The 24,746-nt window shown below is 35.8% G+C and carries 23 protein-coding genes and 1 riboswitch; of the genes, 7 read left to right on the top strand and 16 right to left on the bottom strand.

The annotated features are described in order from the left end of the window. Positions 1-294 precede the first annotated feature (294 nt). Positions 295-2,433 carry an ATP-binding protein gene (locus tag AC2A07_RS15470; RefSeq protein WP_484051129.1) on the top strand — a complete coding sequence of 713 codons (2,139 nt, stop codon included), beginning with the start codon at positions 295-297 and terminating at the stop codon, positions 2,431-2,433. A gap of 237 nt (positions 2,434-2,670) precedes the next feature. On the opposite strand, the gene AC2A07_RS15465 is transcribed toward AC2A07_RS15470, so the two are convergent. From AC2A07_RS15465 to AC2A07_RS15430, 8 genes are all read right to left on the bottom strand, one after another. Further along, a complete protein-coding gene (locus AC2A07_RS15465; RefSeq protein WP_314497930.1) occupies positions 2,671-2,865 on the bottom strand; it encodes a cold-shock protein in 195 nt (64 codons plus the stop codon). A gap of 69 nt (positions 2,866-2,934) precedes the next feature. After that, on the bottom strand, positions 2,935-3,579 hold the full coding sequence (locus AC2A07_RS15460; protein WP_314497927.1) for a DEAD/DEAH box helicase: 645 nt from the start codon (positions 3,577-3,579) through the stop codon (positions 2,935-2,937). Between the two features lie 283 nt (positions 3,580-3,862). Then, entirely contained in the window at positions 3,863-4,423 is a 561-nt protein-coding gene (locus AC2A07_RS15455; RefSeq protein WP_484051128.1) for a helix-turn-helix domain-containing protein, read from the bottom strand. A 663-nt stretch (positions 4,424-5,086) separates the two neighbouring features. Continuing rightward, positions 5,087-5,488 carry a helix-turn-helix domain-containing protein gene (locus AC2A07_RS15450; RefSeq protein ID WP_484051127.1) on the bottom strand — a complete coding sequence of 134 codons (402 nt, stop codon included), beginning with the start codon at positions 5,486-5,488 and terminating at the stop codon, positions 5,087-5,089. A 661-nt stretch (positions 5,489-6,149) separates the two neighbouring features. Continuing rightward, positions 6,150-6,554 (bottom strand): helix-turn-helix domain-containing protein, encoded by a 405-nt coding sequence (locus tag AC2A07_RS15445; protein WP_484051126.1) that lies wholly within the window; start codon positions 6,552-6,554, stop codon positions 6,150-6,152. Between the two features lie 508 nt (positions 6,555-7,062). Further along, complete coding sequence (locus AC2A07_RS15440) at positions 7,063-8,574, bottom strand: acyl-CoA dehydrogenase family protein (protein WP_484051125.1); 1,512 nt, start codon at positions 8,572-8,574, stop codon at positions 7,063-7,065. Between the two features lie 287 nt (positions 8,575-8,861). Next, positions 8,862-9,170, bottom strand: a complete 309-nt coding sequence (locus AC2A07_RS15435) for a SemiSWEET transporter (RefSeq protein ID WP_484051124.1) — start codon at positions 9,168-9,170, stop codon at positions 8,862-8,864. Between the two features lie 39 nt (positions 9,171-9,209). Further along, a complete protein-coding gene (locus AC2A07_RS15430; RefSeq protein ID WP_484051123.1) occupies positions 9,210-9,533 on the bottom strand; it encodes a hypothetical protein in 324 nt (107 codons plus the stop codon). A gap of 142 nt (positions 9,534-9,675) precedes the next feature. On the opposite strand from AC2A07_RS15430, the gene AC2A07_RS15425 reads away from it, so the two are divergent. Next, complete coding sequence (locus AC2A07_RS15425; RefSeq protein ID WP_484051122.1) at positions 9,676-10,284, top strand: YciE/YciF ferroxidase family protein; 609 nt, start codon at positions 9,676-9,678, stop codon at positions 10,282-10,284. 563 nt (positions 10,285-10,847) lie between these two features. Here the strand turns inward: AC2A07_RS15425 and AC2A07_RS15420 are convergent. From AC2A07_RS15420 to AC2A07_RS15400, 5 genes are all read right to left on the bottom strand, one after another. Next, positions 10,848-11,351: a CinA family protein gene (locus AC2A07_RS15420; RefSeq protein WP_484051121.1), complete on the bottom strand. Its 504-nt coding sequence runs from the start codon at positions 11,349-11,351 to the stop codon at positions 10,848-10,850. Positions 11,352-11,398: 47 nt separating this feature from the next. Then, positions 11,399-12,565 (bottom strand): zinc-dependent alcohol dehydrogenase, encoded by a 1,167-nt coding sequence (locus AC2A07_RS15415; protein ID WP_484051120.1) that lies wholly within the window; start codon positions 12,563-12,565, stop codon positions 11,399-11,401. A gap of 41 nt (positions 12,566-12,606) precedes the next feature. Beyond that, positions 12,607-14,745: a catalase gene (locus AC2A07_RS15410; protein ID WP_484051119.1), complete on the bottom strand. Its 2,139-nt coding sequence runs from the start codon at positions 14,743-14,745 to the stop codon at positions 12,607-12,609. A 22-nt stretch (positions 14,746-14,767) separates the two neighbouring features. After that, positions 14,768-15,394 (bottom strand): hypothetical protein, encoded by a 627-nt coding sequence (locus tag AC2A07_RS15405; protein ID WP_484051118.1) that lies wholly within the window; start codon positions 15,392-15,394, stop codon positions 14,768-14,770. A 695-nt stretch (positions 15,395-16,089) separates the two neighbouring features. After that, positions 16,090-16,542, bottom strand: coding sequence for a ferritin-like domain-containing protein (locus AC2A07_RS15400; RefSeq protein ID WP_484051117.1), 453 nt, complete (start codon positions 16,540-16,542; stop codon positions 16,090-16,092). 276 nt (positions 16,543-16,818) lie between these two features. On the opposite strand from AC2A07_RS15400, the gene AC2A07_RS15395 reads away from it, so the two are divergent. Further along, positions 16,819-17,043, top strand: coding sequence for a glutathione synthase (locus tag AC2A07_RS15395; RefSeq protein WP_484051116.1), 225 nt, complete (start codon positions 16,819-16,821; stop codon positions 17,041-17,043). Between the two features lie 40 nt (positions 17,044-17,083). On the opposite strand, the gene AC2A07_RS15390 is transcribed toward AC2A07_RS15395, so the two are convergent. Beyond that, a complete protein-coding gene (locus tag AC2A07_RS15390) occupies positions 17,084-18,604 on the bottom strand; it encodes a nitrilase-related carbon-nitrogen hydrolase (RefSeq protein WP_314497893.1) in 1,521 nt (506 codons plus the stop codon). A 489-nt stretch (positions 18,605-19,093) separates the two neighbouring features. Beyond that, positions 19,094-20,788, bottom strand: a complete 1,695-nt coding sequence (locus AC2A07_RS15385) for a helix-turn-helix domain-containing protein (RefSeq protein ID WP_484051115.1) — start codon at positions 20,786-20,788, stop codon at positions 19,094-19,096. Positions 20,789-21,044: 256 nt separating this feature from the next. On the opposite strand from AC2A07_RS15385, the gene AC2A07_RS15380 reads away from it, so the two are divergent. From AC2A07_RS15380 to AC2A07_RS15365, 4 genes are all read left to right on the top strand, one after another. Beyond that, positions 21,045-21,320, top strand: coding sequence for a hypothetical protein (locus AC2A07_RS15380; protein ID WP_484051114.1), 276 nt, complete (start codon positions 21,045-21,047; stop codon positions 21,318-21,320). Between the two features lie 415 nt (positions 21,321-21,735). Next, positions 21,736-22,398 (top strand): ATP-binding cassette domain-containing protein, encoded by a 663-nt coding sequence (locus AC2A07_RS15375; RefSeq protein WP_484051113.1) that lies wholly within the window; start codon positions 21,736-21,738, stop codon positions 22,396-22,398. Between the two features lie 33 nt (positions 22,399-22,431). After that, the gene (locus tag AC2A07_RS15370) at positions 22,432-23,229 is read left to right on the top strand and encodes an SGNH/GDSL hydrolase family protein (RefSeq protein ID WP_484051112.1); all 798 of its coding nucleotides are present in this window, start codon (positions 22,432-22,434) and stop codon (positions 23,227-23,229) included. 62 nt (positions 23,230-23,291) lie between these two features. Then, positions 23,292-23,473, top strand: a riboswitch (cobalamin riboswitch). Positions 23,474-23,585: 112 nt separating this feature from the next. Continuing rightward, positions 23,586-23,969: an acyl-CoA thioesterase gene (locus AC2A07_RS15365; RefSeq protein WP_314497879.1), complete on the top strand. Its 384-nt coding sequence runs from the start codon at positions 23,586-23,588 to the stop codon at positions 23,967-23,969. Between the two features lie 182 nt (positions 23,970-24,151). Here the strand turns inward: AC2A07_RS15365 and AC2A07_RS15360 are convergent, their stop codons facing one another. After that, entirely contained in the window at positions 24,152-24,742 is a 591-nt protein-coding gene (locus tag AC2A07_RS15360) for an HD domain-containing protein (protein ID WP_314497876.1), read from the bottom strand. Between the last annotated feature and the right edge of the window lie 4 nt (positions 24,743-24,746).

The raw sequence follows: 24,746 nt of genomic DNA, 5'->3' as shown, positions 1-24,746 counted from the left end.
AGTATGCCCATACCACAAAAACCTGTGATCTTTTTCAGATATAATGGAACGAACGGAAAAAAAGGGGTTTACAGTGAGACTTTCAGTCAAGGATTCTGCTTTGAAAGTGAATTGTAAATTTTAGAATCACTCTAAAAACTGACCGGAAAACAAATTGACCATTACCACTTCTCTATTTATTATTTACATTTAAAAATATCATTTTCCTAAAGTCAGCTAAAAAAAATTTCAGAAAAAAAACCATTGCTTCCTTCCGGTTTATAGAGTATCTTTACTAAAAACTGTTTTTACGGAATGATCGAAAATACTTTTGGGATTAATATAATTCCTGACAATGAAGCTGAACGCCTGAAAGTGCTGGCTAGATATCGGATAACCGACACGCCTTCAGAGGATAGCTTTGATGGTATCGCCAGGCTGGCAACACAGATATTCAATGTTCCGATCTCACTTCTGTCACTGGTAGACGCCGAATCTGTATTTTTCAAGGCCAATATGGGCATGGGAAAAGCTAAAGAAGCAAACAGAGGAAAAAGCCTCTGTGCACTGGCTGTCTTAGATAAGGAGGTAACAGTTTTTGAAGATGCACTGAAAGAACCCTGCCTTATTGCTAATCCCAATGTCATTGGGGACTTTGGTTTGAGATTCTATGCCGGCGCTCCACTGATTACTCATGACGGATTTTTGATTGGAACTCTATGCATTATTGACCAGAAAACCAGGGAATTCACTCAGTCAGACAGAAATATCCTTGAAGGTCTGGCTAAAACAGCCATGGATCAGATTGAGCTGAGAAGATCATCTCTCGATACTATAGACGAATTAAAACAATCCAACATCCATTTAAACAGTACACAGCTCAATCTTGAATCAGCCGTGGAGGAACTTGCCGCCATCAATGAAGAGATGGAAGCCACCAATGAAGAACTGAATACCGCCAATGAAAATGTAAGCAGATCTTACGATTTAACAGTAAAGCTGAATAAAAACCTTCAGAACAGCGAACTGAGGCTGAAATCGTTTATCAGTAAAGCTCCGATTGCTTTCGGTATTCTTACAGGTAGAGAACTGACAATCGAAGTTGCCAATGACATGATCCTGAAAGTATGGGGGAAAAATCACAAAGTCATTGGTCAACCACTGGCTGATGCCCTCCCCGAACTTAAAGGACAGCCTTACCTGGATATTCTTGCAGATGTATATGAAACCGGTACTACTTATATCGGAGACACTGCTCATGTAAAACTGGAATCTGAAGGAACTATTAAAGACTGCTACTTTGATTTTATTTACGAACCGCTGAAAGATGAAGACGGTTGCACCATGGCCATTATTGTTATCGCTAATGAGGTCACTGACCGGATCAACAAGAAACAGGAACTGGAGAAACTGAACCAACAGCTTGAAATTGCCCTGCATGCCGGACATTTAGGCTCCTACAATCTAGATATCAGAACGGGTAAAATGAGCTGCTCTGATATCTGTAAAGCTAATTTTGGTCTCACCAAAAATGACAGATTTGATTTTGAAGATCTAATGAATGCCATTGTTCCTGAATATCGGGAACTGGTGAACAGCAGAGTAACACAGGCAATCGAGAGTCATTCTGCATATAACGCAGAATACCTCGTTAAATGGCCGGATGGGTCCCTACACTGGATGAATGCTTCAGGCTTGCCCAGTTACGATACTGAAGGTAACCCCATCAGTATGATCGGAGTGACGGTAGATATTACCAAAAGAAAAAATTATGAAACGCAAAAGGATGATTTCCTGTCTATTGCCAGTCACGAACTGAAAACACCGATCACAAGTTTAAAAGCGAGCATCCAACTTCTCACCAGGCTCAAAGATAAACCATCCCACGAAATGGTTCCCAGGTTAATTGACCAGTCATCCAGAAGTCTTGATAAACTCAGTACACTGGTAGATGACCTGTTGAATATCAACCGTCTCAGCGGTGGTAATATGGAATTAAAAAAAGAAGTTTTTACCGTATCAAAAATGCTGGATTCATGTTGTGATGACATCAGAATATCAGGAAAACACCGCCTGATCCTGGAAGGAGATCTCGAAGCAAAAGTTTTTGCCGATGAGCACCGAATCGACCAGGTTGTTGTTAATTTTGTCAATAATGCAGTCAAATACGCACCTTTTTCGCAGGAGATCCATCTGATAATTGAAAGATTCGATAATCATGTAAAGATTACAGTAAAAGATTTTGGGGACGGAATTGATCCTAAAATACAGCCGCAGCTGTTCGACCGTTATTTCAGGGCCAATCATGAAAGCAAAACCTACTCAGGTTTAGGTTTAGGACTGTATATTTCCTCCGAAATTATTAAGCGTCACGGTGGAGAAATCGGTGTGGACAGTACGTTAGGGGAAGGCAGCAGCTTCTGGTTTACCCTGCCTTTGCATAAAGAGCAATAATAGTAATTGAGTAATTTTGTGTTTTTGTGTTTTTGTGTTTTTGCAAAAAATACTGTTTGCACTCTAAAAGGTTATGTTAAATGCTTATTATTGAGAACTTAAATAATTGGCAATATTCTGTACGATTGATCATTAAACCAAAAATACACTTTGTAACCTAAACTTTGTAATCTAAACTGATATACATAAAAAAAGCTGTCCTTTTCAGGACAGCTTCTCTTTTACGATATATATCGATTATGCAAGTCTTACATTAACTGCATTTAATCCTTTTTCGCTTTTTTCTACGTCAAAAACTACTTTATCATTCTCACGAATCATTTTAGTGTTCAATCCTGAAGAATGTACAAAAATGTCTTGTCCACCTTCTGATGGAGAAATAAATCCGAAACCTTTTGTTTCGTTAAAAAATTTTACTGTGCCTTGTTGCATTGTATTGGTATTAAAAATTGTTTTATTATGTTTGGTGTCTAACTCTCGATTAAACCTTTATTTTATTGTTTAGGAAACAGCAGAATAAACTGTTGCTTTCTTCAAATCCATCCCCCGATCTATAATCTTGTCGGCGAAGGTAGTGACTTCTGGCGAGATAATCGATGTAAAAAGAATATTTTGTCGTTTTAAAGGAAGTTTACCTATCAGTTTTTTAACCTCATCAGTGTTGTTCTTTAATAAAATCTCTATATCATCTAAAATCAGAACTTCAATCTTGGACAGACTGATGTGTCTCTGATCATCAAGCTCCAAAAGTTTTTCCGGAGTAGCAATCAGTACATCCAGCCTTTTTCTAAGTGATGAAAGCTGAGTCCCATTTGAAATACCTTCGTACACAGACAGCTGTGACAACGGAAGATACTTGGTATAGATCTCAAAATTCTCCTCGATCTGCAACACCGTTTCTTTCGTGGGTGTCAACACTAAAACCCGGATATCACTGTGATCAGGATTGTTCTTTTTCAGAGCCTGAAGAACGGGCATTGTAAAAGAGGTCATCCTTTCTGTTCCACGTGGCAGGCAGCACAATATATCTTTGCCGCTTAAGATCTGCGGAATAATTCTGGTCTGCAGTTCTGTAGGCATCGGACATCCTGCTTCTGTAGCGGCACGAATGATGGGGTTGATTAAGTTTAAATTCTTAAAACTCATAGGATCTCTTTGCCGAGTGGCGGCTCTCCTCTGTCAAAATAACATTCGGAAACTTAATTGTTGGTATTGGGAATTATAATTTTGGAGAACTCAATATAGAAACCGGAATTTCTTTTCGAAGAATATTTTCTGGATATTACTTTATAACTGAGCTATTCTAAAATGATAACTCTGATGTGACGCAATTACTTATTCTGTAGTTATTTCACAGAACAAAGATGAGAAAATAACAGAGCGAAAAGCTTACATAAATAAATATTCAATTTACATAAATCCCACATTATTATAAGTCTTCAAGATTTTTCATCCTCTTGAGTTTTAAGTTTTTATAGAAAGATGGCGCCAGACCGGTTATCTTTTTAAATTGGTAAGAAAGATGTGCTCCACTGCTGTAATTAAGTTTATAGGCAATTTCAGTAAGATTCAGTTCGTTATACAACAGAAGTTCTTTCACCTTTTCGATTTTATTAATAATGATGAAATGCTGTATCGTATACCCATTCACTTCCGTAAAGACATTGGAAAGATAGGTATAATCATACCCTAATTTTTCACTTAAGTATTCTGAGTAATTCTCTTTCGGCTGCTCATCAGCATTATGGATCATCTCTGTAATGGTATTTTTGATTTTTTCAATCAGAATACTTTTCTTATCATCCAAAAGCTCAAGTCCCAAATGTGCTAATTTTAATCTGAAGGTTTCCAACTGGTCATCAGAAATTCCGTCCGGAAAATCAACAGTTCCTAAGTTCACGACCGCATTTTTTAAACCCAGCTGATCTATTTCATCCTGAACCATCATCTTACATCGCAGACTGACCATGTATTTTATGTAAACCCTCATACAGTTTGGTAATTTCCAGCGATCTGAATCATTTTTTATTCAAATTAAAAAATAGGCACCGGATACAGATGAGTAAGTTACATCTTTTATAACATATTAATTTCAGTTTGGAGATTTTTAACGCTATGATCGCAAAGATTATTTGATTATTATTGAAAATATTTTTCGGTCGCAGGGGCATTCCACTCAGCTACGGCGAAGTTTTTTAATTATTTTAAATTTATCGCAAGGTTAGACAAAGGTTATTTTTAAGAGCATTGTGTTTTTAAGATAAACAGAGCCGTAAACTTATCCTTGAAAGACAAGGACTTTAAACTTTTAAATGATATCTTATATCGTCAGTTCGAGTAGGTTTTTGAAGAAAACTGTATCGAGAACTTTTTGAATTGATTAAGAAGTTTTGTTTTAAGCTCACTGGTTCCCGATACAAATTTTTTCAGAATTTTACTCGACCTGACGGAGTTGTTATAGTAGCATCACTTCAGTCATATTAGAAAAACAAAGGCGTAAAATCATCAATGAAAGAATTTTACTAATCAATCAATTTATAATAATGCGCAGTAGAAATTTGGGATAATTTCATTTACCAAGTTGGTGTTTCAGCAAAATAGTATTTTGAAAAATTTAAAAATAACAAAGCCTGAGAATTTTCTCAGGCTTACTCTATTTATCTTGCAACAACTTCTCAAGCTTATCAATCATATCTTTCTGCTGTTCAATCATCCGCTCATACAACTCAACCACTCTATCAATAGGATTGAACGAAGGAGAATTAGTAATAAGGCTGGCAAATTGTGGATTCGAATGATCGTGATTATTAAATGTATTCGCAATCACATTCACCGCATTTTCTTCATTAAAATTCTGAAAAGCTTCTACGGGGATTTTCAGGATTTTGGAAATTTTTTGGAGTAACGGATCGTCGATGGTTTCTTTCTGTTCGAGAAGGGAGACTTTCTTTTGATTCCATTCATCACCCAGGTCAAATGCCAAAGCTTCCTGCTTAATTCCCAGCATTTCCCTGAATCTTTTAACGTTGCGTCCCTGATGTACTTTCTGTTCCATGTGTTTTATTTTTCTGAGCGATAAAGATACAGTCATTCTAATAACCGTACGAAAAGTAAAGTTAAAAATTATCGGGTGAAAATCCTAATGCAAACTTTTAGGTTGAGGATTGGTGAGGTTTTTAACGCTACGGGCGCAAGGTTTTTTTAAAAATCCAGAAAATATTTTTCGGTCGCCAAGGCGTTCAACTCAGCTACGGCAAAGCTTTTTAATTATTTTTAAATTTATCGCAAGGTTAGACAAAGGTTATTTTTAAGAGCATTGTGTTTTTAAGATAAACAAAGCCGTAAACTTATTCTTGAAAGACAAGAACTTTAAACTTTTAAATTATATCTTATATCGTCAGTTCGAGTAGGTTTTTGAAGAAAACTGTATCGAGAACTTTTTGAATTGATTAAGAAGTTTTGTTTTAAGCTCACTAGTTCGCGGCACAAATTTTTTCAGAATTTTACTCGGTCTGACGGAGTTGTTATAGTAGCATCAATTCAGTCATATTAGAAAAAAATGAAAGAATTATACCAAGCATTAAACTACCGAATTAACTTTATAATAATATGCAGAAGAAATTTGGGATAATTTCATTTACCAAGTAGGTGTTTCAGCAAAATAATATTTTGAAAATTTAAAAATAACAAAGCCTGAGAATCTTCTCAGACTTACTCTATTTATCTTGCAACAATTTCTCAAGCTTATCAATCATACTCTTCTGCTGTTCAAGCATTCTTTCGTATAGCTCTACCATTTTATCTAATGGATTAAAAGAACAATTAAAATTAACTTGTGACTCATCTTTAAACGTATTGGCAACAGCACTTTCGTGAAATGTGTTCGCAATCACATTCACCGCATTTTCTTCATTAAAATTCTGAAACGCTTCTACGGGGATTTTCAGGATTTCGGAAATTTTTTCGAGTAAGGTATCGTCGATGGTTTCTTTCTGTTCGAGAAGGGAGACTTTCTTTTGATTCCATTCATCACCGAGGTCAAAAGCTAAAGCTTCCTGCTTAATTCCCAGCATTTCCCTGAATCTTTTAACGTTGCGTCCCTGATGTACTTTCTGTTCCATGTGTTTTATTTTTCTGAGCGATAAAGATACAGCCTTCTGATAACCGTACGAAAAGTAAAGTTAAAAATTATCGGGTGAAAATCCTAATGCAAACTTTTAGGGTGAGGATTGATGTGGTTTTTAATTATTTTTAAATTTATCGCAAGGTTAGACAAAGATTGTTTTTAAGAGCACTGTGTTTTTAAGATAAACAAAGCCGTAAACTTATCTTTGAAAGACAAGGTCTTTAAACTTTTAAATTATATCTAATATCGTCAGTTCGAGTAGGTTTTTGAAGAAAACCGTATCGAGAACTTTTGATCTAGACTGAAAATTCTAGTGATTTTACTGGATTTTTAACGCTACAGGCGCAAAGATTTTTTTTAAGTCCAGAAAATATGTTTCGGTCGCAAAGGCATCCCACTCAGCTACGGCGAAGTGCTTTAATCATTTAAGATTTATCATAGATTTTGACAAAAAAATCTCTGCAGAAAATCTGCAGAGAATGATATGTGATAAATACTTCAGATTAAACCAAAGATATCCAATTGCTGTTTTCAGAATAATCATCTAATGGCTTAAGATCCTGATGATGATTCATGGAAGCCAAGAGGGAAACAATTTCCTGTCTGGTCATTTCCACAGAATTGTCAACCAGTTTCTGGTTAAATCCTGCATTGCTTAATTCAAGAAGATCGTTGACTGTAATAATTCTTGCAACCACCTTACCCAGGTCAATCATTTTTCTCTGGGAAATTGCGGTGTTGATTGTAAAATCTAAATTTTGAGTATATAATTTAGCTGCATTTTCACTTAGTACATTCTGCTGAAGATATTCCCCTACATTTTCGAGTTTCTTTTTCTTCATATCTTTTAAAATCCCTTCTGAAATCTGTGTATACAGCATTTCATTAGAACCTTCAAAGATTTGGAACGGACGGCTGTCCATAATTCCTCTTCCACCGATATGGCTGATTCTGTATCCTTTCCCGCCTGAAAGCTGAACAAGAATCTGCGCAGCTTCCTGCATCATATCTGTAACAAGGGCTTTCATTGAGTTCGCATGTACTCCCTCCGATGAAAGATTATAATCAATACCACTGATCTTTGAACTTTTTGCACACATTGCCGAGCATAGCGTGAAAAATGATTCTAATCTCGTCAACTGATACTGTACCTGATCAAGGGCATATAAATTTGAATTCCCTACCATTCTGTTTCTGGTATGGTCTAAAGCCTCATCCAGCATTCTTTTCAGGAATCCCATTCCCATTCCCGGAAACTGAAACCTGCTTCTGTGAAGAATGTCAAGCATCATTTTTAGTCCCGTGGATTCAGGAATAAGTTTATTAGCCTCAGGAACCTTAATGTCCACTTTATTAAGACCGTAGGGAATCATATATAATCCCGGATTATCATAATATTCCAACACTTCAATATTCTGTTCTCTCTGGTGCGTATCTGCGATGAAAAAATCTACGTCTCTGGAAAGGTTTCCCTCAGCATTCGCATTTCTGGAGGTAATCAGCCAGTAGTTAGCCAATCCCGTAAGACCCTGCCAGTGTTTTGTTCCTTTAATTTCGTACGCATCTCCTTTCAACTCGTTCTGGGTTCTCATATTTAAAGCATCACTACCGAAATCAGGCTCTGTAATCATCAGGCCCCCCATGGCACCATAGTCTAAGAAATGTCTGAAAATATTTTCTTTGATTGATTCGTTACCATATTTAGCCAATGGCTCTAAGAAAAGAGCAATGTTAATCCCGAAAGTCAATGACAGAGGAAGAGATTCATAAGATGCAGCAGATAAAATCCCCAGACATTCTTTCACTTTCAGTCCACGACCTCCGAATTCAGAAGGAACAGCCACAGACAGCGGTTTCAGATTCATGATTTCTTTCCATACACTTGGCGGAAGACCTCTTGAAAGACTTAGCTGGTCGATGTTTTCTCTTTGAAAAAGATGATGGAGTGAAGTTTTGAAATGATCAAGAAATTCAGGATACGGTGTCCCGGATAACTTGTTTGAAGATTCAGTCATACAAATAAAAAATATGTGTTGTATGCCATTATTACAACCGGATTATGATATGAAGCAAATGGCACAGTTAACAGTCTGAATGACCGGCTTCATAAATTTGCGACTAAGATACAAATTTTCATGCATCAATTAAACCTCAACAATAAAAATTGATGTATTATTAACTTAACATTATGATTTTTACATAAATCTCAAACTTTTCCTGATATTTATCAGTTTTATTTAAATTAAAACCAGATAAATTAGAATAATTCTTTGTAACGGGTATTAAATGCTGGAATGAAAGACTATGTCTTTTTTCTGAACTTAAGATAAAGCGACAATAAAGTTATGTTAACCAGTACAGCAAAGGCATTGGAAAGGATAATGGGCCACTCCTTCTGAATAATTCCGTACCATACCCATAATGACAGTCCACTGATTAAAACTAAGATCATGACCCATGAAAGATCTTCTACATTTTTCTCTTTAACCACTTTAATGAGCTGGGGAATCATTGATACTGAAGTGAGAAATCCCGCAATAATTCCTAAAATATTTACATCCATACCGTAAAAATACCTATTTAATAAAGAAGCGGTTATGATTCTAATCAAAACCGCCCTGCTGTTTTTTTATTATGCAGTTAAAATAAATTAACGATGCCTCTTACCTCTTTGATGATAATCAACATTCTTAGGTTTTGCCTGGTAGTTTTTTGAAGACCTGTCGTCATGCAGGTGTTGTGAGTTTGAAGGATGAATTTCGTTCTCAAATTCTAAATGATCGAAATGAACCACTTTTCCATTCCTGTAAGCTTTTCCTTCAGCATTACGGTATATATGATTTTCCTGATAAGCAGTACCGTCGGGAGCCGTAAACATTTTTATCTTTTGACTTAATTTTTTTCTCCTCTGATTAAGTAGTATTGCAGTTCCTCCTGCAATCAAAGCCAATGCTATTTTTACCTTATTGTTCATGTGATTCATTTTGTGATAATTAAACAAAACACTTGCCATTACAATGATTTTAAAAGTTTTCTTTTTTTTTAGTAATCTGATCCTAATTGGTCTTAAAATTGAATAATAAGATACAACATAAAAATCACTAAAATAAAACAATATGGCAACTAAAACTGCAACACCTAAAAAAGCAGCAGCTCCTAAAAAAACGGCTGCAGCAAAAAAGACAGCATCAAAACCAACCGCAGCAAAATCAACCGCTAAATCTCCTGCAAAAAGTGATGCAGCATCCGATCTTAGAGATTTCTTTGAAGATGCCCTGAAAGATATTTACTGGGCTGAGAAGGCACTTTCAAAAGCGCTTCCAAAGATGGAGAAAAATGCTACACATCCGGATTTGAAACAGGCTATTTCTTCACACCTTGTAGAAACTGAAAATCATATCGTAAGACTGGAGGAATGTTTTAAATCATTAGGATTAAAACCTGAAGCAAAAAAATGTGATGCTATGCAGGGATTGCTGGATGAAGGAAAAGGAATCATGGAAGAAACCAAAGCCGGTGCAATCCGTGATGTAGGAATCATTGCCGCTTCTCAAAAAGTAGAACATTATGAAATTGCCACTTATGGAAGCCTTGCAGCATATGCTAAAGTTTTAAACGAAAAGAAATGCCTGAGTAATTTTCTGGCAACCCTTAAAGAGGAAAAAAATTGCGATAAACTTTTGACAACCATTGCAGATACGGCATTGAACAGCAGAGCAAAGTAGTTTACGTAACATTTACAATAAAGAGGCTATCCTAAATAAGGATAGCCTTTTCACTTTTTTAAACAAGCTTTTTAATCCAAGTCAGCCAAGTTTTATACAAAAGTAGAACTTTTTAGTTGTTGAGCTTGTATGCAATTTCCATAACAGGCCGATATCAGGTTTTCATTAAAACTTTAAGTCTAGTTTGACATGAGTCATCAGCTAAGAGTTATCAGTTTTCCTTTTTAGCGGAATTGTTGAAAGCGGTTTTTCGTGAAACAGTTTATCTTTAGATGTTGTAAAACTTTTTCGAGTGTTTGAAACGCTGAAAGGGTTTTGTGTACAGATAATAAATAACGAGAAAACTCAATAAACGTCAACAAATAAATAACAGCCTATCCGAAAAGTAAAGACCACCTGTCTTGTTATATTGGCTAACAGAATAGGAATTGATGCTTTTGAAGTTATTGAAAACCGGAACAGAAAGTTTAATCAAAGTCAGATTCATTATAAAACTGCGCAAAAAATAAGGCTGCCCTTTTCGGGACAGCCTTATTTTATAAAGATACTGAATAATTTTAGATTTAATTATTCAGTATCAACAGATTATTAAGCTCACTTTTAAAACATCCCAGAATGAATTCTGCATAATACAGCTGAGCATTCAAAGCCTGAGTTTTTGGGTGAAGCTCTAATTTTTTAGATACAATAATTTCACCTTTGTAAGCAATCGAATAATGTGCATATACGCCGTACGTTGAATGTCGTACCGGAGTAGAGTATCCGGTTGTGGCTATCGACCAGTCACTCTCAAATAATCCGGCAACATTTAACGCCATTGATTCCGCAACATTCTGTGACACACAATCACAATTTTCAGCTTCTTTGCTGTCAACATTCAGCAATCTTACCTTTTCCGGTAACGCAAAAGCGGTCATACCACCTTTATAAAACATTGATGCATTAGGCATTTGTGAAAAAGCCAGCTGAAGCATTCCTGAAGTCACACTTTCAGCTACAGCAATGGTTTCACCGGTAGTAATCATACATTCACTGATGTATTCTAATATTTTTTTTTGAAATTCCATAATAGTAAAATTTTAGTCTGATTAAATTTTAGCTTTTACAAAAAGTATTATTTCCAGGGATCTAATACAACCTTTACACAGCCATCTTCTTTTTTGTCGAAAATCTCATATCCTTTTGAAACTTCATCTAAAGAAAACCGGTGGGTAATAATATCATCAAGTTTGACTTGTCCTGTTTCAACATATTTCATCAATTTGTCTATAATCGCATGTACAGGTGACTGCCCTGCTTTCAAGGTGATTCCTTTATCGAACATCTGCCCAACTCTGAAATTATCATAATTCATGGGATAAACCCCCAGAATAGAAACAAAACCGCCACGTCTTACACCGCTCATACATGCATCTAACACCTTGATTGAACCTTTTTCAAAATTCACGACTGCTTTCGCCTTGTCGAGTAAATTTCGGTCAGGCTCAAAACCGACTGCGTCAATGCATACATCTGCACCCCTGCCATTGGTCATTGATCTGATTTCTTCTACAGTCTGTTCCGCATCTTTCCATAGAATCGTGTCACATCCGGTCAGTTTTTTGATCTGATCTAAACGGTACTGCAGTGTATCAATAACAATTACTTTTTTAGCATTGTAAAGAATTGCACTTTTTGCAGCCATGGATCCAACCGGCCCTGCACCAAAGATCGCTACTGTTTCTCCACCTTTAAGGTCAGCCCACATAACACCGGTATATCCTGTCGGAAAAATATCCGTCAAGAATAAAGCCTGATCATCTGTAAGACTGTCAGAAACTTTTCTGGGTCCAAAATTAGCGTAAGGCACACGTACGTACTGCGCCTGCCCGCCGTTGTAACCTCCATAAAGATCACTGTAACCAAACATGCCTCCTCCTTTCTGTGTCAGAATACCTCCTTCAGGACCATAATGATCAGGATTTGAATTCTCACAACCTCCCGGAAGATCATGGTCACAGAAATAGCAGCCTCCGCAGGCAATTGGAAATGGAACAACGACCCTGTCACCAACATTTAGATGGGTAATATTCCTACCCACATCTTCAATAATTCCCATGAACTCATGCCCCATTACCATGGGACGGGCCTGAGGAATTCCTCCTGAGTACATATGAAGGTCACTCCCACAGATTGCTGTGGAAGTAACTCTTAAAATAATATCATTCTGATCTTCGATTCTGGGATCGTCTATCGTATCGCAAGTAATCTTGCCTGGTGCATGAAAAACAGCTGCTTTCATAAATATATCTGGTTTGGTGGTAATTAAAATATGATCCTAAGTTATGCCATTGAGTTACGGTCTTTCTCAAGATCCCAAACCCTGTGTTTCGCAATCGCTGAAATAAACTTCTGATCAGAATCGTCTCCTCCCGTCTGAATAATTGCAGGATCATCATGATTTTTAGAACTGATTCTCGTAGCATTATAAATCTCATCCATATCCTTTCCAAAATAAATCGCTTTACAGTGTTTGTAAGCTTCATTGATAAATTCTGTAATGATTGGTTTTCTTTCCGGATGCATCAGTTCTTTAACTGATTTTTCACCGGAACAGATATATAGCGCATCGAAACATACACTGGCTGTACTGGTAATAGAATGTTTAGGTTCAAATTTGCTTCCGTCATCTGCTTTTACGGGCGCAACACTTGGTGCAATGATCTGAACAACCGCTCCCTCACTTTCCAATTTTGCTTTTAATGATTTTACAGCCTGGGTATTAACTCCGTCTGCCATGATAAAACCGATCACACGGCTTTCAATCGTATCTTTAACGGTGTTTTTCATGCTCAAAGCATCTGAACTTTTAGTTTCAGGTTCTCTTTCTTCACTCTGTAGACTTGCTGCATCCGCATCTGCGGGAATACTCTGATTAGGCATATCCAGTTTAACAACCTCTACTCCTACTTTTTCAGCAACATTGGCAGCGAGCTCGGCATCGATAAAAGCAAGCTGGCCCACTACACGCTCTCTGATCTGCTTAATGGTAACTTTAGATAATTCAAATATCAATGCATCCTGTAGGTGTGTTTTTTCGGGTTTTGTCTGACTGTTAAGAAACATTTTTGCCTGAGAATAGTGATCAACAAAACTGTCACTTCTTGCTCTGATCTTATGACCGTCCACTCTTTCATTGCTGGTGGTAAATCCACCCTCTTTCATCATTGCCTGAAACGGACAGCCTCCCCCCATGGAATTTGGTTCATAGCTTACTTTCCCTTTCACGATCTGCTGTCTCATATGACCGTCACGCTGATTGTTATGGACTGTATTTATTGATCTGTTAATAGGGATTTCGTGGAAATTCGGAGATCCTAATCTTGACAGCTGTGTATCGGTATAAGAAAACAGCCTTCCCTGTAAAAGCGGATCATTAGAGAAATCAATTCCCGGAACCAAATGCCCCGGATGGAATGCAATCTGCTCTGTTTCTGCAAAATAGTTATCCGGGTTTCTGTTTAACGTTAAAGTTCCCACAATTTCTACAGGGACCAATTCTTCAGGGACCAGCTTGGTAGGATCCAAAAGATCAAAATCAAAATCATGCTCGTTTTCTTCCGGAATAACCTGTACCCCGAAATCCCATTCCGGGAACGCTCCATTTTCAATAGATTCCCAAAGATCCCTTCTGTGAAAATCAGGATCTGTACCGGAAATTTTCTGAGCTTCACTCCATGCAACCGAGTGTACTCCTAATTTCGGTTTAAAATGAAACTTAACAAAATGCACTGAACCTTCACTGTTAACGAATTTAAATGAATGCACACCGAATCCTTCCATCATTCGGAAACTTCTCGGAATAGCACGGTCACTCATTGCCCACATAATCATGTGCATACTTTCCGGCATCAACGAAATAAAATCCCAAAATGTATCATGCGCCGAAGCTGCCTGAGGAATTGCATTATCCGGTTCCGGTTTCACAGCATGAACCAAATCAGGGAATTTCATCGCATCCTGAATAAAAAACACAGGAATATTATTACCCACAAGGTCATAATTACCTTCCTCTGTATAGAATTTCACGGCAAAACCCCTTACATCTCTTGCAAGATCAGTACTGCCTGCACTTCCTGCAACCGTAGAAAATCTTACAAATACAGGCGTTTCTTTTCCTACTTCGTTCAGGAATTTTGCCTTTGTGTATTTTTCTAAACTTTTATTCAGTTTAAAAACACCATGAGCGCCAGAGCCTCTTGCATGAACAATTCTTTCAGGAATTCTCTCATGGTCAAAATGGGTGATCTTTTCTCTCAGGATAAAGTCCTCCAGCAAAGTAGCACCTCGTTGGTCGGTTTTCAGGGAATCCTGATTATTACTGATTTTCAGTCCCTGATTGGTCGTCAGTTTTGTATCCTGATTATCCGTTGTGTGATCCTGAAGCTGATTTAATTTTTCATTAGGCTTATTAGAGTCCATATTATCCATATTATTTATAGTTTTATGATTGATTATGATTTATTTTTAAGAATTCTTCTGTGAAATCCTGCCACTGCACTTTACTTCCACCAAAAATCCCGCCACTTGCTACAAAAAAGTTCCTGAGCGAATTAATCCATCCGACTTTAGAGGTATTGGCTAATTCGTTTCTTCCGTGAATGCTGAATTGTATCACTTTATTTTTTTTTGAAAGAATAAAGGTATTTGACGCATCTTCCGTATAAAAGTGTGCGATGTTTCCGCTACCGCTCTCTGCACAGGAATGAGGTCTCATCTGCAGCAGAAAAACCTTTTCCTCAGTCTGATCAATGACCTCTATTTTATTGACCATAACCCAGTCAAAGCCGTTTCCCAACTTATTTTTGGGAGCAGGCATCTTGATTTTAACCAAATCGTTCAGCTGAACAGCCGTACCTTCACTATTTTCTTTGCTATGGAGATAAAATTCAGTAGGATTTTTACCTGCAAACTGATTCCAGCCATTCACATCTAAAAGTTTTTGTGAGAATTTCCGAAATCGTTCGAAAGCCTCTGTTTCTGAATTACAATCAATGAAAGAAACTGCGTTGTTCTCAGAGCCAATGATATTGACAGGCAGCAAATGCTGAACATCTATTTTATACTTCATAAATTTTAGAATGGATTGATGCGTAAGAGCACCTTAGTTAAATGGCGAGTCTTCTTGTATTTTATTTATTAAGATAATCCTTAATGCTGAGTACCGAAAACTGATTTCTGAACGATGATAATGACACAAAGCCATTTTTAAATATTTGATGATGAAAGGCCTGATGTTAAATATGGTCAATAGCCCTTGTAATAATTATTTTAGGTGCAATTTAAGTATTGATTGAGTATCGGATCACTTTATAAACTACCTGCTGTTAAAACTGAGAACGTAATAAGTGAAGAACCATAACCTATTCTTATACCGTACTTTTATTCTGAAAGTTTCTTTTTTATTGATGACTTGTCAAATCCGGATGCTGCCACTGAAGTATTCACAGGACATGAACAGTAAGTCTATTCAGCATATCGGAAATTGTTACCGAATCTGAATTCACATTCGTATTCTGACATTTTTTTTTATAGCTTACAAAAAAATCCTGTAAGAGGGAAATGACCCTGTGATTGCTTTCATACATTTTGTTATTTGGTGTGTATCAAATGTATAAACTTATTACTGCAGTTGTTTATGATCTGAATCACATGAAATTATTCATCAGGTAATTTGATCCCGAGAAGAACACTGCTCATTGCTGTGATGATAACAAAAAAGCTGCCTTATTAAAAAATAAGACAGCCAATTATTCTATAATTCTTTTAAGATCTGCTTTGCTCTAAACTTTCAAACTTAGCGTACGAAGCTTTCAAATGATGAAGCTGATCCTGAACAACTCTTGAACTTTCGGGACATAAGTCTCCGCTATCCAATGCATTGTCATACGCTTTAATTGCAGCTTTTTCACCAAATACTACATTTTCAAGCGTTGCTTCATCCTTGTTGCCTGAAAAAGTGCTTTTTACATCGATCCATGCTCTGTGAACAGCTCCGGCGGCAGTCGTTGTGTCATCTGGCTGTCCTCCTCGCTCTGTGATCAGACCGGTAAGGTCAGATTTCATTTTCTGAGAGTTAGCTACCATTTCATCATAATCTGACTTCAGCCCGGAATACGTTTCCCATACTTTATCTTCAACTTTTGAAAATCCTTCAATTCTGTCATTTGTAATTTGTAAAAGATCATTAAGGACTGATACTGTTTTTTCTTGACTCATAATAATATATGTTTATAGTGTATTAATAGATTGGCAAGTACTATGCCCATAAATCACAATAAAAAGTTAATTAATCTATTTAGAAGATAAAATTCAGGCACGATATTTGAGCTATTGTTATTATCAAATGATATTTAAACGCACCACACTCACATTATAATTAATACAGAAAAAATCCCCGAACTTAACGTTTGGGGATTTTCAGTAAATGACTTTATATTTAATTTTTTACAGTTAGATTTTATTTCTACATTAGTTCAAGCAAAAAACAACATTATGGCACATAAAGATTTTACAGAAGAAGATTTCGTAAAAACCGAAGAAGGCAATTATCAGCTGGAGTATTCAAAATCGGAAATCGGAGAGGGAAGCAACATCATTATAGAAGAGAAAAGTTCAGACGGAACTTATTCAGTAATTCAGATCCCTATAAAAAGACATAATGAAAGCATCTTTATTGTGACGGATCACCCAATTGAAGGAAGACTTATCTTAGATTAATAATAATCCCCATTTTTAAAAAAATGGGGATTATTTTATTTTAAATCAGAGGATTTTTTTCCTTAAGATTAGTCTCATACAAATCTTTTCTCCTGTCATTGAGAATCTGTACGGAACCGTGATAATGAAGATCTTTCAGTAAGTTCAGATCAACATCGACAATCAATGTCATTTCGGTATTGGGAGTTGCTTCTCCTTTTACTGCATTGGACGGAAAAGCAAAATCCGAAGGGGTAAATACAGCAGCCTGCCCAAACTGAATATCCATATTATTCACACCCGGTAAGTTTCCTACACATCCTGCAATTGCAACGTAACACTCATTTTCAATTGCTCTTGCTGCTGCGCAGTGACGCACTCGCATGTAAGCATTTTGAGTATCGGTTAGGTATGGTACGAAGAGTATTTTCATTCCCTGGTCAGCCAGAAGTCTCGGCAATTCCGGAAATTCAACATCATAACAGATGACAAGACCTATTTTTCCACAGTCTGTATCAAAAACCCTGATCTCACTCCCTCCCTTCATTCCATAATATTTTCTTTCATTCGGGGTAATGTGGATTTTTCGGTATTCATCGATACGACCGTCCCTATGCAGAAGATAACTTACATTATAAAGATCATTGTTTTCAAAAACAGGCATACTTCCTGAAATGATATTAACATTGTAGCTGATTGCCAGTTCAGAAATTTTAGTTTTAATCTGATCGGTAATCTTAGCAAGTTCAATCATACTGTCACGTTCGGAAAGATTATTGAACGGTGCCAGCAGAGGAGTATTGAACAATTCCGGGAAAAGAACAAAATCTGACTTGTAATCCCCCATTACATTAACGAAAAACTCTACCTGCTCATAGAACGCATTAATATCTCTGAAATGTCTCATCTGCCACTGTACAAGACCTAAACGAATTGTGCTATCCTGCATGGTATTCGGTTTTTTGCTGTAATAGATATTATTCCACTGCAGCAAAACAGCGTTTTCCCGTGAAGCTTCATCTTCGGGAAGATATTTTTTCAGGACTCTGATCGGTAAAAAATTATTGGAAAGCTGAAAAGAAAGTACGGGATCATAAATTTCTTTGTCCCTCACTCTCCTGATATATTCCCTAGGGGAAATTTCGTGGCTGTACTTGTGATAATCCGGAATTCTTCCTCCAAGAATAATTGATTTTAAATTCAATTGCTCGCACAATTCTTTTCTCGCGTCATAAAGTCGTCTGCCCAATCTCAATTCCCGATATATCGGATCTACAAATATCTCTATTCCATAAAGTACATTTCCGGTCGTAGAATGGGTATTGAAGGTGTAATTCCCTGTTATATCACTGTAAGTGTGCTCATCATCAAATTCTTCATAGTTAACGACAATAGAGAGGGCAACAGCAGCAATTTTCCCGTCTACTGTAATACATATCTGACCAGCTTCAAAAATTTTAGTGAGTTTTAAAATACTTTTTTTAGACCAGACATATTCGGACATTTTAGGATAAGCCCGGCGCATTGCCGAAACAAGTTCATCATAATCATCAATATTCAGGGTACGAGTATCTATCTGCATAAATTTATTTTCATTAAAGTTAGGTAAATTTAAGAAAATCCCCTTAGAAATCATTTTATTAAAAATCAAATTAAAACAACAAAATACATATTATACAACCATAATTGAATACATAATTAAATATTTATGTCTTTATTAAAAATAATTTTCACTCGGTTTATAAATATCCCAAATCAGCATAAATCATCATCACAATAAACTGTAAATCAATGAATTAATAATTAATCAGACCGTCAGAATTTATAAATTACTACGTAAATATTTATAAATGCGACCGGCATCATCTTGCGGTGCATTGCAGAAGTTTATACTTTAGCACTATAATAATTAAGCAGAAAGCCAAAAAACATAAATCAGCTTTCAAATTAAAATTAAACATTCATCATTATCACAATAAAATATATTGTTTCATCACTTAGTTTCTATTAGTAGTATGCCAGGATTGCAAAATCCTGGCATCTACTTTTATATCCACAAAATTATTTAGATTTACTCACCATTCTCCAGTTCCTTGATCCTTTTTTTGATAAAGTCCACAGGACGGATTCCGTTAATTTCCAGAAAAATATTAGAAAAACTCTGTCGGTTGCTGAAACCTGAAGCTGAAGCTACATGCTCAATAGAATACTTTCTCCACTCTTTATCGTGATAAATTTTTTGAGTTGCATAATTAATTCTCAAAACATTAATATAAACACTGAAATTACTGCCCTTATATTCATTAATCACCTGCGACAGATAAGAAGTATTGGTCTTAAAATGCTCTGCCAGTTTTTTCAGGGTTAATCCTCTCTCCAGAAAACCTTCCTCAGTCTCAAAGACACTGATATCCTTAAGCAACTTTTCAACGATATTCTGATCGAGCTTTATATTTTTACTGACATCGAATTTTAAAGGCTCACTGACTGCTACTGGATCAGCAAATTTCTCTTCTTCAATTTTAACCAGCAGCTCATTGTATTTTTGCTGAATCTGTTTTTGCTTTCTGTTCCTGTAAAACATGATACACCCCAAAAGTACAATAACGATTCCACAGATGATCAGCAGCCCGATTCCGAACGAATTTGTTTTTTCCAAATTTTCTTTAACTTCCAGGAGCTGTTTAGTATCATAATCTTTATAAATACGTGTAGACAAATATTTGAAATCCGAAGAGATCACACTGTCCACTTTTAAAAGCTGATTGGTATAATACAATTCATTTTCCGGATTATTCTGTTTTTTATAATAATTAATGAGCTCCTCATAATTACTGCGCAGTTCAGGAAGTATAAACTGATGTTTATTGAATATCGAATCTACTTTTTTATAATTCTCAACACCCAGCTCTTTTTGACCGAGGTCAGTATAGTTTTTTCCTTTGTAAAAATATACGTAGGATGCCCAGGTAAAATCATTCACTTTTAAAAGACCGGGGAGTGACTGATCAAAATCTTTTATAGCTTCAGCATACCTTTTATTTGAAAAATGCAAAACCCCTAAACTCTTCTTAAAATAACTGTTTTCAAGACTGAAATCTTTTGTTTGAGGCGTAGAAGCTTCAGCAAGTTTTAACAGCTTCTGTACTTCACCAAGATTCCCCAAAGCCTGATAACAGATGATTGCCTGATGAAGCGAGTTAAGATATCCTTTTTTATTATTGTAGATGAGATTTTCATGAAAATCACCCTGAGCATTGGTCTCAAAGTAAGCAATACATTCTTTAAAGATTACCAGTGACTCCTCATAATAACCCAGATAACTTTTAACAACACCAATATGATAGAGATTCTGATATTTTAAAAAATCATTCTTGGAATCCTTAAGATACTCATACGCTTTCAAATATTCATTTAATGCTGATTGAAACTTCCTGTGATTAAAGTAGTAAATTGCACCTTTACTAACATATGCATCTCCTATCAGATCATGATTTCCAGATTGTTTAGCTGCAGAAATCGCACTGTCAGAATATTCTATCTTCTGATCTTTCGAAAATAAAATAGCATCTTTATATCCCTGAAAAAGTTCAGAATAATTTTTCTCTGATTTAGCTTTTTTGATATATTGATTTAAATAAATAAAAGCTCTTCCGTCATTTTCTTCGTACCCCCAATATTTTTTTCGTAAGCCAGAATAAATATCCTGAGAGAACAAAAATGACACGAAAAAACAAAAGCAAAGCGCAAATATTCTCTTGATCACGGGATATGTACATTTAAAAATCATAGCCAAAAATAAGCAAATTCATCTAGTATCACAACCTGATACAGAAATAAAATCTGTTAAAATAAAAAAACCATAAACAACTGAATAAAAGATATTTAAAACTTACAGTCATGTAAATATTTATAAATTATTACAGCTATACTTATAATAACATCCCAATAAATTGGATTAATGTTGATACATCAATATATTTGTATCAGAAATTAAGTTAACAAAATTAAACAATATTAAAATGGTTCACAGATATCTTTTAAGCACTCTGTTTATAGCAAGTATTTTGACAGTGTCTTGCCGCCAGGATGATGAAATCGATGAAAAGACAAACGAAGATACTGTTTTTTTAAAAAAGGAGGTCAGTCCGGAAAATGAAAGCTCTGTAACATCCAGAGATTCCATTTATATTATATTGAATGGTATTGATCCTCCGAAAAACGGAACGCACTGGAAAAATGATTCTATCAGGCCAGTGAATAATGATTATAACCCGCCAAAAAACAGTACGCACTGAAAAAGCGAATAGTCAGTAACATCCCATACGACACCAAACATTTATATATAGAAAAAAGCAAAACTAATATTAGTTTTGCTTTTTTTCATAATGAGTTTACTGTGTATATTAAAACACCGGAATTCGATCCGGAATTCATCTTGCAGAAAATGATTAAAATATTGTTCATATTTTACATAAAATTGTTAATTCCGGCAGTTTCATTTTCTTTGTTGCTTTGTCCGATCACCGGACTTACATTTAAAAATTTCGGATTATGCTTTTTTGTCATTTTACCTGTAATGCATTATTTACTCTATGAATTAAGATTGAGAAATGAGTATACTTTTTATGCAAACTTTGGATTCTCAAGATTATTTCTATGGCTGACAACCTTGTTCATTGCATTGACTGTAAAAATAACAACACTATTCATATGAGCAGACTTCATATTGACAGCATTACGAAATCATTTGGACAGAGAAAAATTCTGCAGGACATCTATCTGTCTCTTGAAACAGGGAAAACTGCAGGTCTTATCGGTAGAAACGGATGCGGCAAATCTACTTTGTTACAGATCATTTTCGGTACAACCAGAGGAAATAATAAGTATATAAAATTCAATGATACTGTTCTTAAAAATCAATTTGACAGAAATAGCAGAATTGTTTATCTGCCACAATATCCTTTTTTACCCAAGAATGTGAAGGTTAAAAATTTAGTACATCTTTTCTGCAATCCTGAAAATTCTGAAGTAATTAAAAAATCAGATCTAACAAAATCTTTTATAAACAAAACTTCTCATCAGTTATCAGGTGGTGAAGTAAGACTCCTGGAGACAATGCTGATCATATTTTCTTCAGCAGAATTTGTATTACTTGACGAACCTTTTCACAGTCTCTCACCAAAAACCGTCTCTGAGGTAAAAAAAATAATTCTTGAGCAGTCAAAATATAAAGGTTTCATCATTTCCGGTCACCAGTACCAGGATATACTTGATATTTCGGACGACCTCTACCTGCTTGCAGATAGTCATTTGAAATTAATAAAAGATTTAGCGGAATTGAAAAAATACAATTACCTGTCAAAAAATATTTAATTTTATATCTTTGACCTATAAATATTCTTTATAATGAGGTTTATCAACAAAGCAATTTATCTGCCCGTTTTTATTATTTTTTCGTTTTCACTTATTTTTGCACAAAACAAAGTTCCTTTTGGCGTTGTAAAAGCTGAAGAAGGATACGCAATGGTACGGGTTCATAAAGAAGATTACCGAAAAATTGTAGACAAAATCCGTATGAAAAGAGGGGATGTATTCGTTTATGTAAAGCCGGCACCCGGTGAAACCGAATGGATATGGATTAAATACCCGGAAAAGGACGAAACCGAAAAACCTTTTGTAAGATACGACAGCCTTACAAAAGAAGGAATGGTGAATAAAGGCAGGATTGCATTTATAGATCAACTGCCGCAATATACCCCATCTAAATCTAAAAACGGGAAATCGCTAATTTTTACCGATAATAACAATCCAAAAATTCCCACTTCACAGAGAAGCAAAGTCGTTATCGACATCTATCCTTCCAACGCAGGCTTTCGTAAACAGGTGAAAGATGCAGATGGAAATATTACTGCGATAGACAAAGTAAAACCATGGGGAATTGATAAAGAATTACCAGAGGGAATGACAGAAATAAAATCAATCAGGGTGCAGCAGCCGGGAAGAGGTTCTGTTTTTGTAAGAGAAGCTATAAAAAATATGTTCCAGCCTACAATGAATTTTGAAAACATTGGAGTCACCTCGATCGATAATGACCATATTTTCCTCTATATGATTAATGGTTCCGGTGCAAACAGATATACAACACTTTGGACTATTAAGGAAGGAAAGGTAATGAGCCAGATTATTTTTAAAAATCCTGAATAATTCAGCTATTTATCTTTATTTTTGTATTTGAAAGTATTTGCCTTTAGCACCTTGCTGAACACAAATACTATCAGGGAATTGGTTCTGCTTAGGTGCAGATGAAAAGGGAACCGTGTGCAAATCACGGACTGTCGCGCAACTGTAAAGTAACTTAGGTCTTTATTAAAATCCACTGTAGCAATAAATATGGGAAGGAAATAAAGATGTTACAAGTCAGGAGACCTGCCTCTTCCTTCAGACAAAAAAAACTTCCGCGGTTTGAAGTTGTTGATCTCATGGCATATTTCCGGAATTTACTGTTCCTGACCTTTCTGTCTGTTTCAATATTCTTCACTTCCGCTTAATTAATAATGAATATGACTACAGAAGAACGAATTGAAAATTCAGAAACCCGTATCTTTAAAGCGGTTTTCCCTAATACAACCAACCATTATGACACTCTTTTCGGCGGCACAGCAATGCAGTTGATGGATGAAGCCGCATTTATTACAGCAACTCGCTTTGCAAGAAAAAGAGTGGTCACAGTAAGCAGTGATAAAATTGATTTTAAAAAACCTATTCCTGCAGGAACCATCGTAGAGCTGATTGGAAAAGTAATTCATGTCGGTAAAACGAGTATGAAAGTAAATGTGGAAATCTATACCGAGCAGATGTACTCTTATGAGAGGGAAAAAGCAATTGTAGGAGATTTTACTTTCGTAGCTATTGATGAATTCAAAAAACCGATACAGATCCTCTAAAGAGCAGATAGCTGTACCGAATTGATATAGAAAAGATATCTGTTAATTTAAATTTTAAAAGTCTGTTTAATTTTTGAATAAATTAAACAGACTTTTTTATTAATAAGATTAATGTAAGCCACTCATTCAGAAATAACGAAGCCTTCTAAAATTCTGAAACATGGATCATCTGTAACTCAAATTTATCTCAGAACCTTCTCACTTTTCAGATTACCATCCATCAACAGCTGAAAAGCTTCTCCCATTTCATCGGAAGCCCTGCTGATCGCATTTTCAAGCATATGCCTGATCTGCTTCTCCGATACTGCTGATTCAGTCCAGCTTTTTCCCGAAGTATAAGAATTGAGGATAAAAGGCATTATTCTGTCAATCGCACATGCAAAAATGGCATCAGGTGTTTTTTCTTCTTCAAACTCTAACCACAGTTGATAAAATTCTGTACGGACAGGCTCATCCAGGATTCCGAAAATATTTTGAGCAGACAGTTTTTCTCTTTCAAATTTACCAGCCATAGCTACTTCGTCAAAAAGGAAGGTATCACCAGCTTCGATCTCAACCAGATCATGTATAGACAACATTCTTATAACCCTAAGGAGATCAATATCTGCTCTGTTTTTAGCATAAGGAAAAAGAATCTGAGCTAAAACAATGATCTGCCAGGAATGTTCTGCAGTATTTTCCCTTCTCGAATCGTCAGCATTGAAGTTTCTCCGCTGTACATTTTTTAATGCGTCGACTGCTATAATAAAGTCAATTTCTTTCTGGATTTTCATATTT

The sequence above is a fragment of the Chryseobacterium sp. HNCC26DJ238 genome, from assembly GCF_057180465.1.
The sequence above is the reverse complement of the archived record's forward strand: the minus strand, read 5'-3'. Positions and strand labels throughout refer to the sequence as shown.

Coding starts and splice junctions, on each gene's coding strand:
- AC2A07_RS15380 (WP_484051114.1), top strand. CDS start 21,045: ATGGTTCACAGATATCTTTTAAGCACTCTGTTTATAGCAAGTATTTTG.
- AC2A07_RS15410 (WP_484051119.1), bottom strand. CDS start 14,745: ATGGACTCTAATAAGCCTAATGAAAAATTAAATCAGCTTCAGGATCAC.
- AC2A07_RS15390 (WP_314497893.1), bottom strand. CDS start 18,604: ATGCAGATAGATACTCGTACCCTGAATATTGATGATTATGATGAACTT.
- AC2A07_RS15360 (WP_314497876.1), bottom strand. CDS start 24,742: ATGAAAATCCAGAAAGAAATTGACTTTATTATAGCAGTCGACGCATTA.
- AC2A07_RS15375 (WP_484051113.1), top strand. CDS start 21,736: ATGAGCAGACTTCATATTGACAGCATTACGAAATCATTTGGACAGAGA.
- AC2A07_RS15400 (WP_484051117.1), bottom strand. CDS start 16,542: ATGAGTCAAGAAAAAACAGTATCAGTCCTTAATGATCTTTTACAAATT.
- AC2A07_RS15430 (WP_484051123.1), bottom strand. CDS start 9,533: ATGAACAATAAGGTAAAAATAGCATTGGCTTTGATTGCAGGAGGAACT.
- AC2A07_RS15395 (WP_484051116.1), top strand. CDS start 16,819: ATGGCACATAAAGATTTTACAGAAGAAGATTTCGTAAAAACCGAAGAA.
- AC2A07_RS15465 (WP_314497930.1), bottom strand. CDS start 2,865: ATGCAACAAGGCACAGTAAAATTTTTTAACGAAACAAAAGGTTTCGGA.
- AC2A07_RS15365 (WP_314497879.1), top strand. CDS start 23,586: ATGACTACAGAAGAACGAATTGAAAATTCAGAAACCCGTATCTTTAAA.
- AC2A07_RS15415 (WP_484051120.1), bottom strand. CDS start 12,565: ATGAAAGCAGCTGTTTTTCATGCACCAGGCAAGATTACTTGCGATACG.
- AC2A07_RS15370 (WP_484051112.1), top strand. CDS start 22,432: ATGAGGTTTATCAACAAAGCAATTTATCTGCCCGTTTTTATTATTTTT.
- AC2A07_RS15440 (WP_484051125.1), bottom strand. CDS start 8,574: ATGACTGAATCTTCAAACAAGTTATCCGGGACACCGTATCCTGAATTT.
- AC2A07_RS15445 (WP_484051126.1), bottom strand. CDS start 6,554: ATGGAACAGAAAGTACATCAGGGACGCAACGTTAAAAGATTCAGGGAA.
- AC2A07_RS15470 (WP_484051129.1), top strand. CDS start 295: ATGATCGAAAATACTTTTGGGATTAATATAATTCCTGACAATGAAGCT.
- AC2A07_RS15405 (WP_484051118.1), bottom strand. CDS start 15,394: ATGAAGTATAAAATAGATGTTCAGCATTTGCTGCCTGTCAATATCATT.
- AC2A07_RS15460 (WP_314497927.1), bottom strand. CDS start 3,579: ATGAGTTTTAAGAATTTAAACTTAATCAACCCCATCATTCGTGCCGCT.
- AC2A07_RS15420 (WP_484051121.1), bottom strand. CDS start 11,351: ATGGAATTTCAAAAAAAAATATTAGAATACATCAGTGAATGTATGATT.
- AC2A07_RS15450 (WP_484051127.1), bottom strand. CDS start 5,488: ATGGAACAGAAAGTACATCAGGGACGCAACGTTAAAAGATTCAGGGAA.
- AC2A07_RS15425 (WP_484051122.1), top strand. CDS start 9,676: ATGGCAACTAAAACTGCAACACCTAAAAAAGCAGCAGCTCCTAAAAAA.
- AC2A07_RS15455 (WP_484051128.1), bottom strand. CDS start 4,423: ATGAGGGTTTACATAAAATACATGGTCAGTCTGCGATGTAAGATGATG.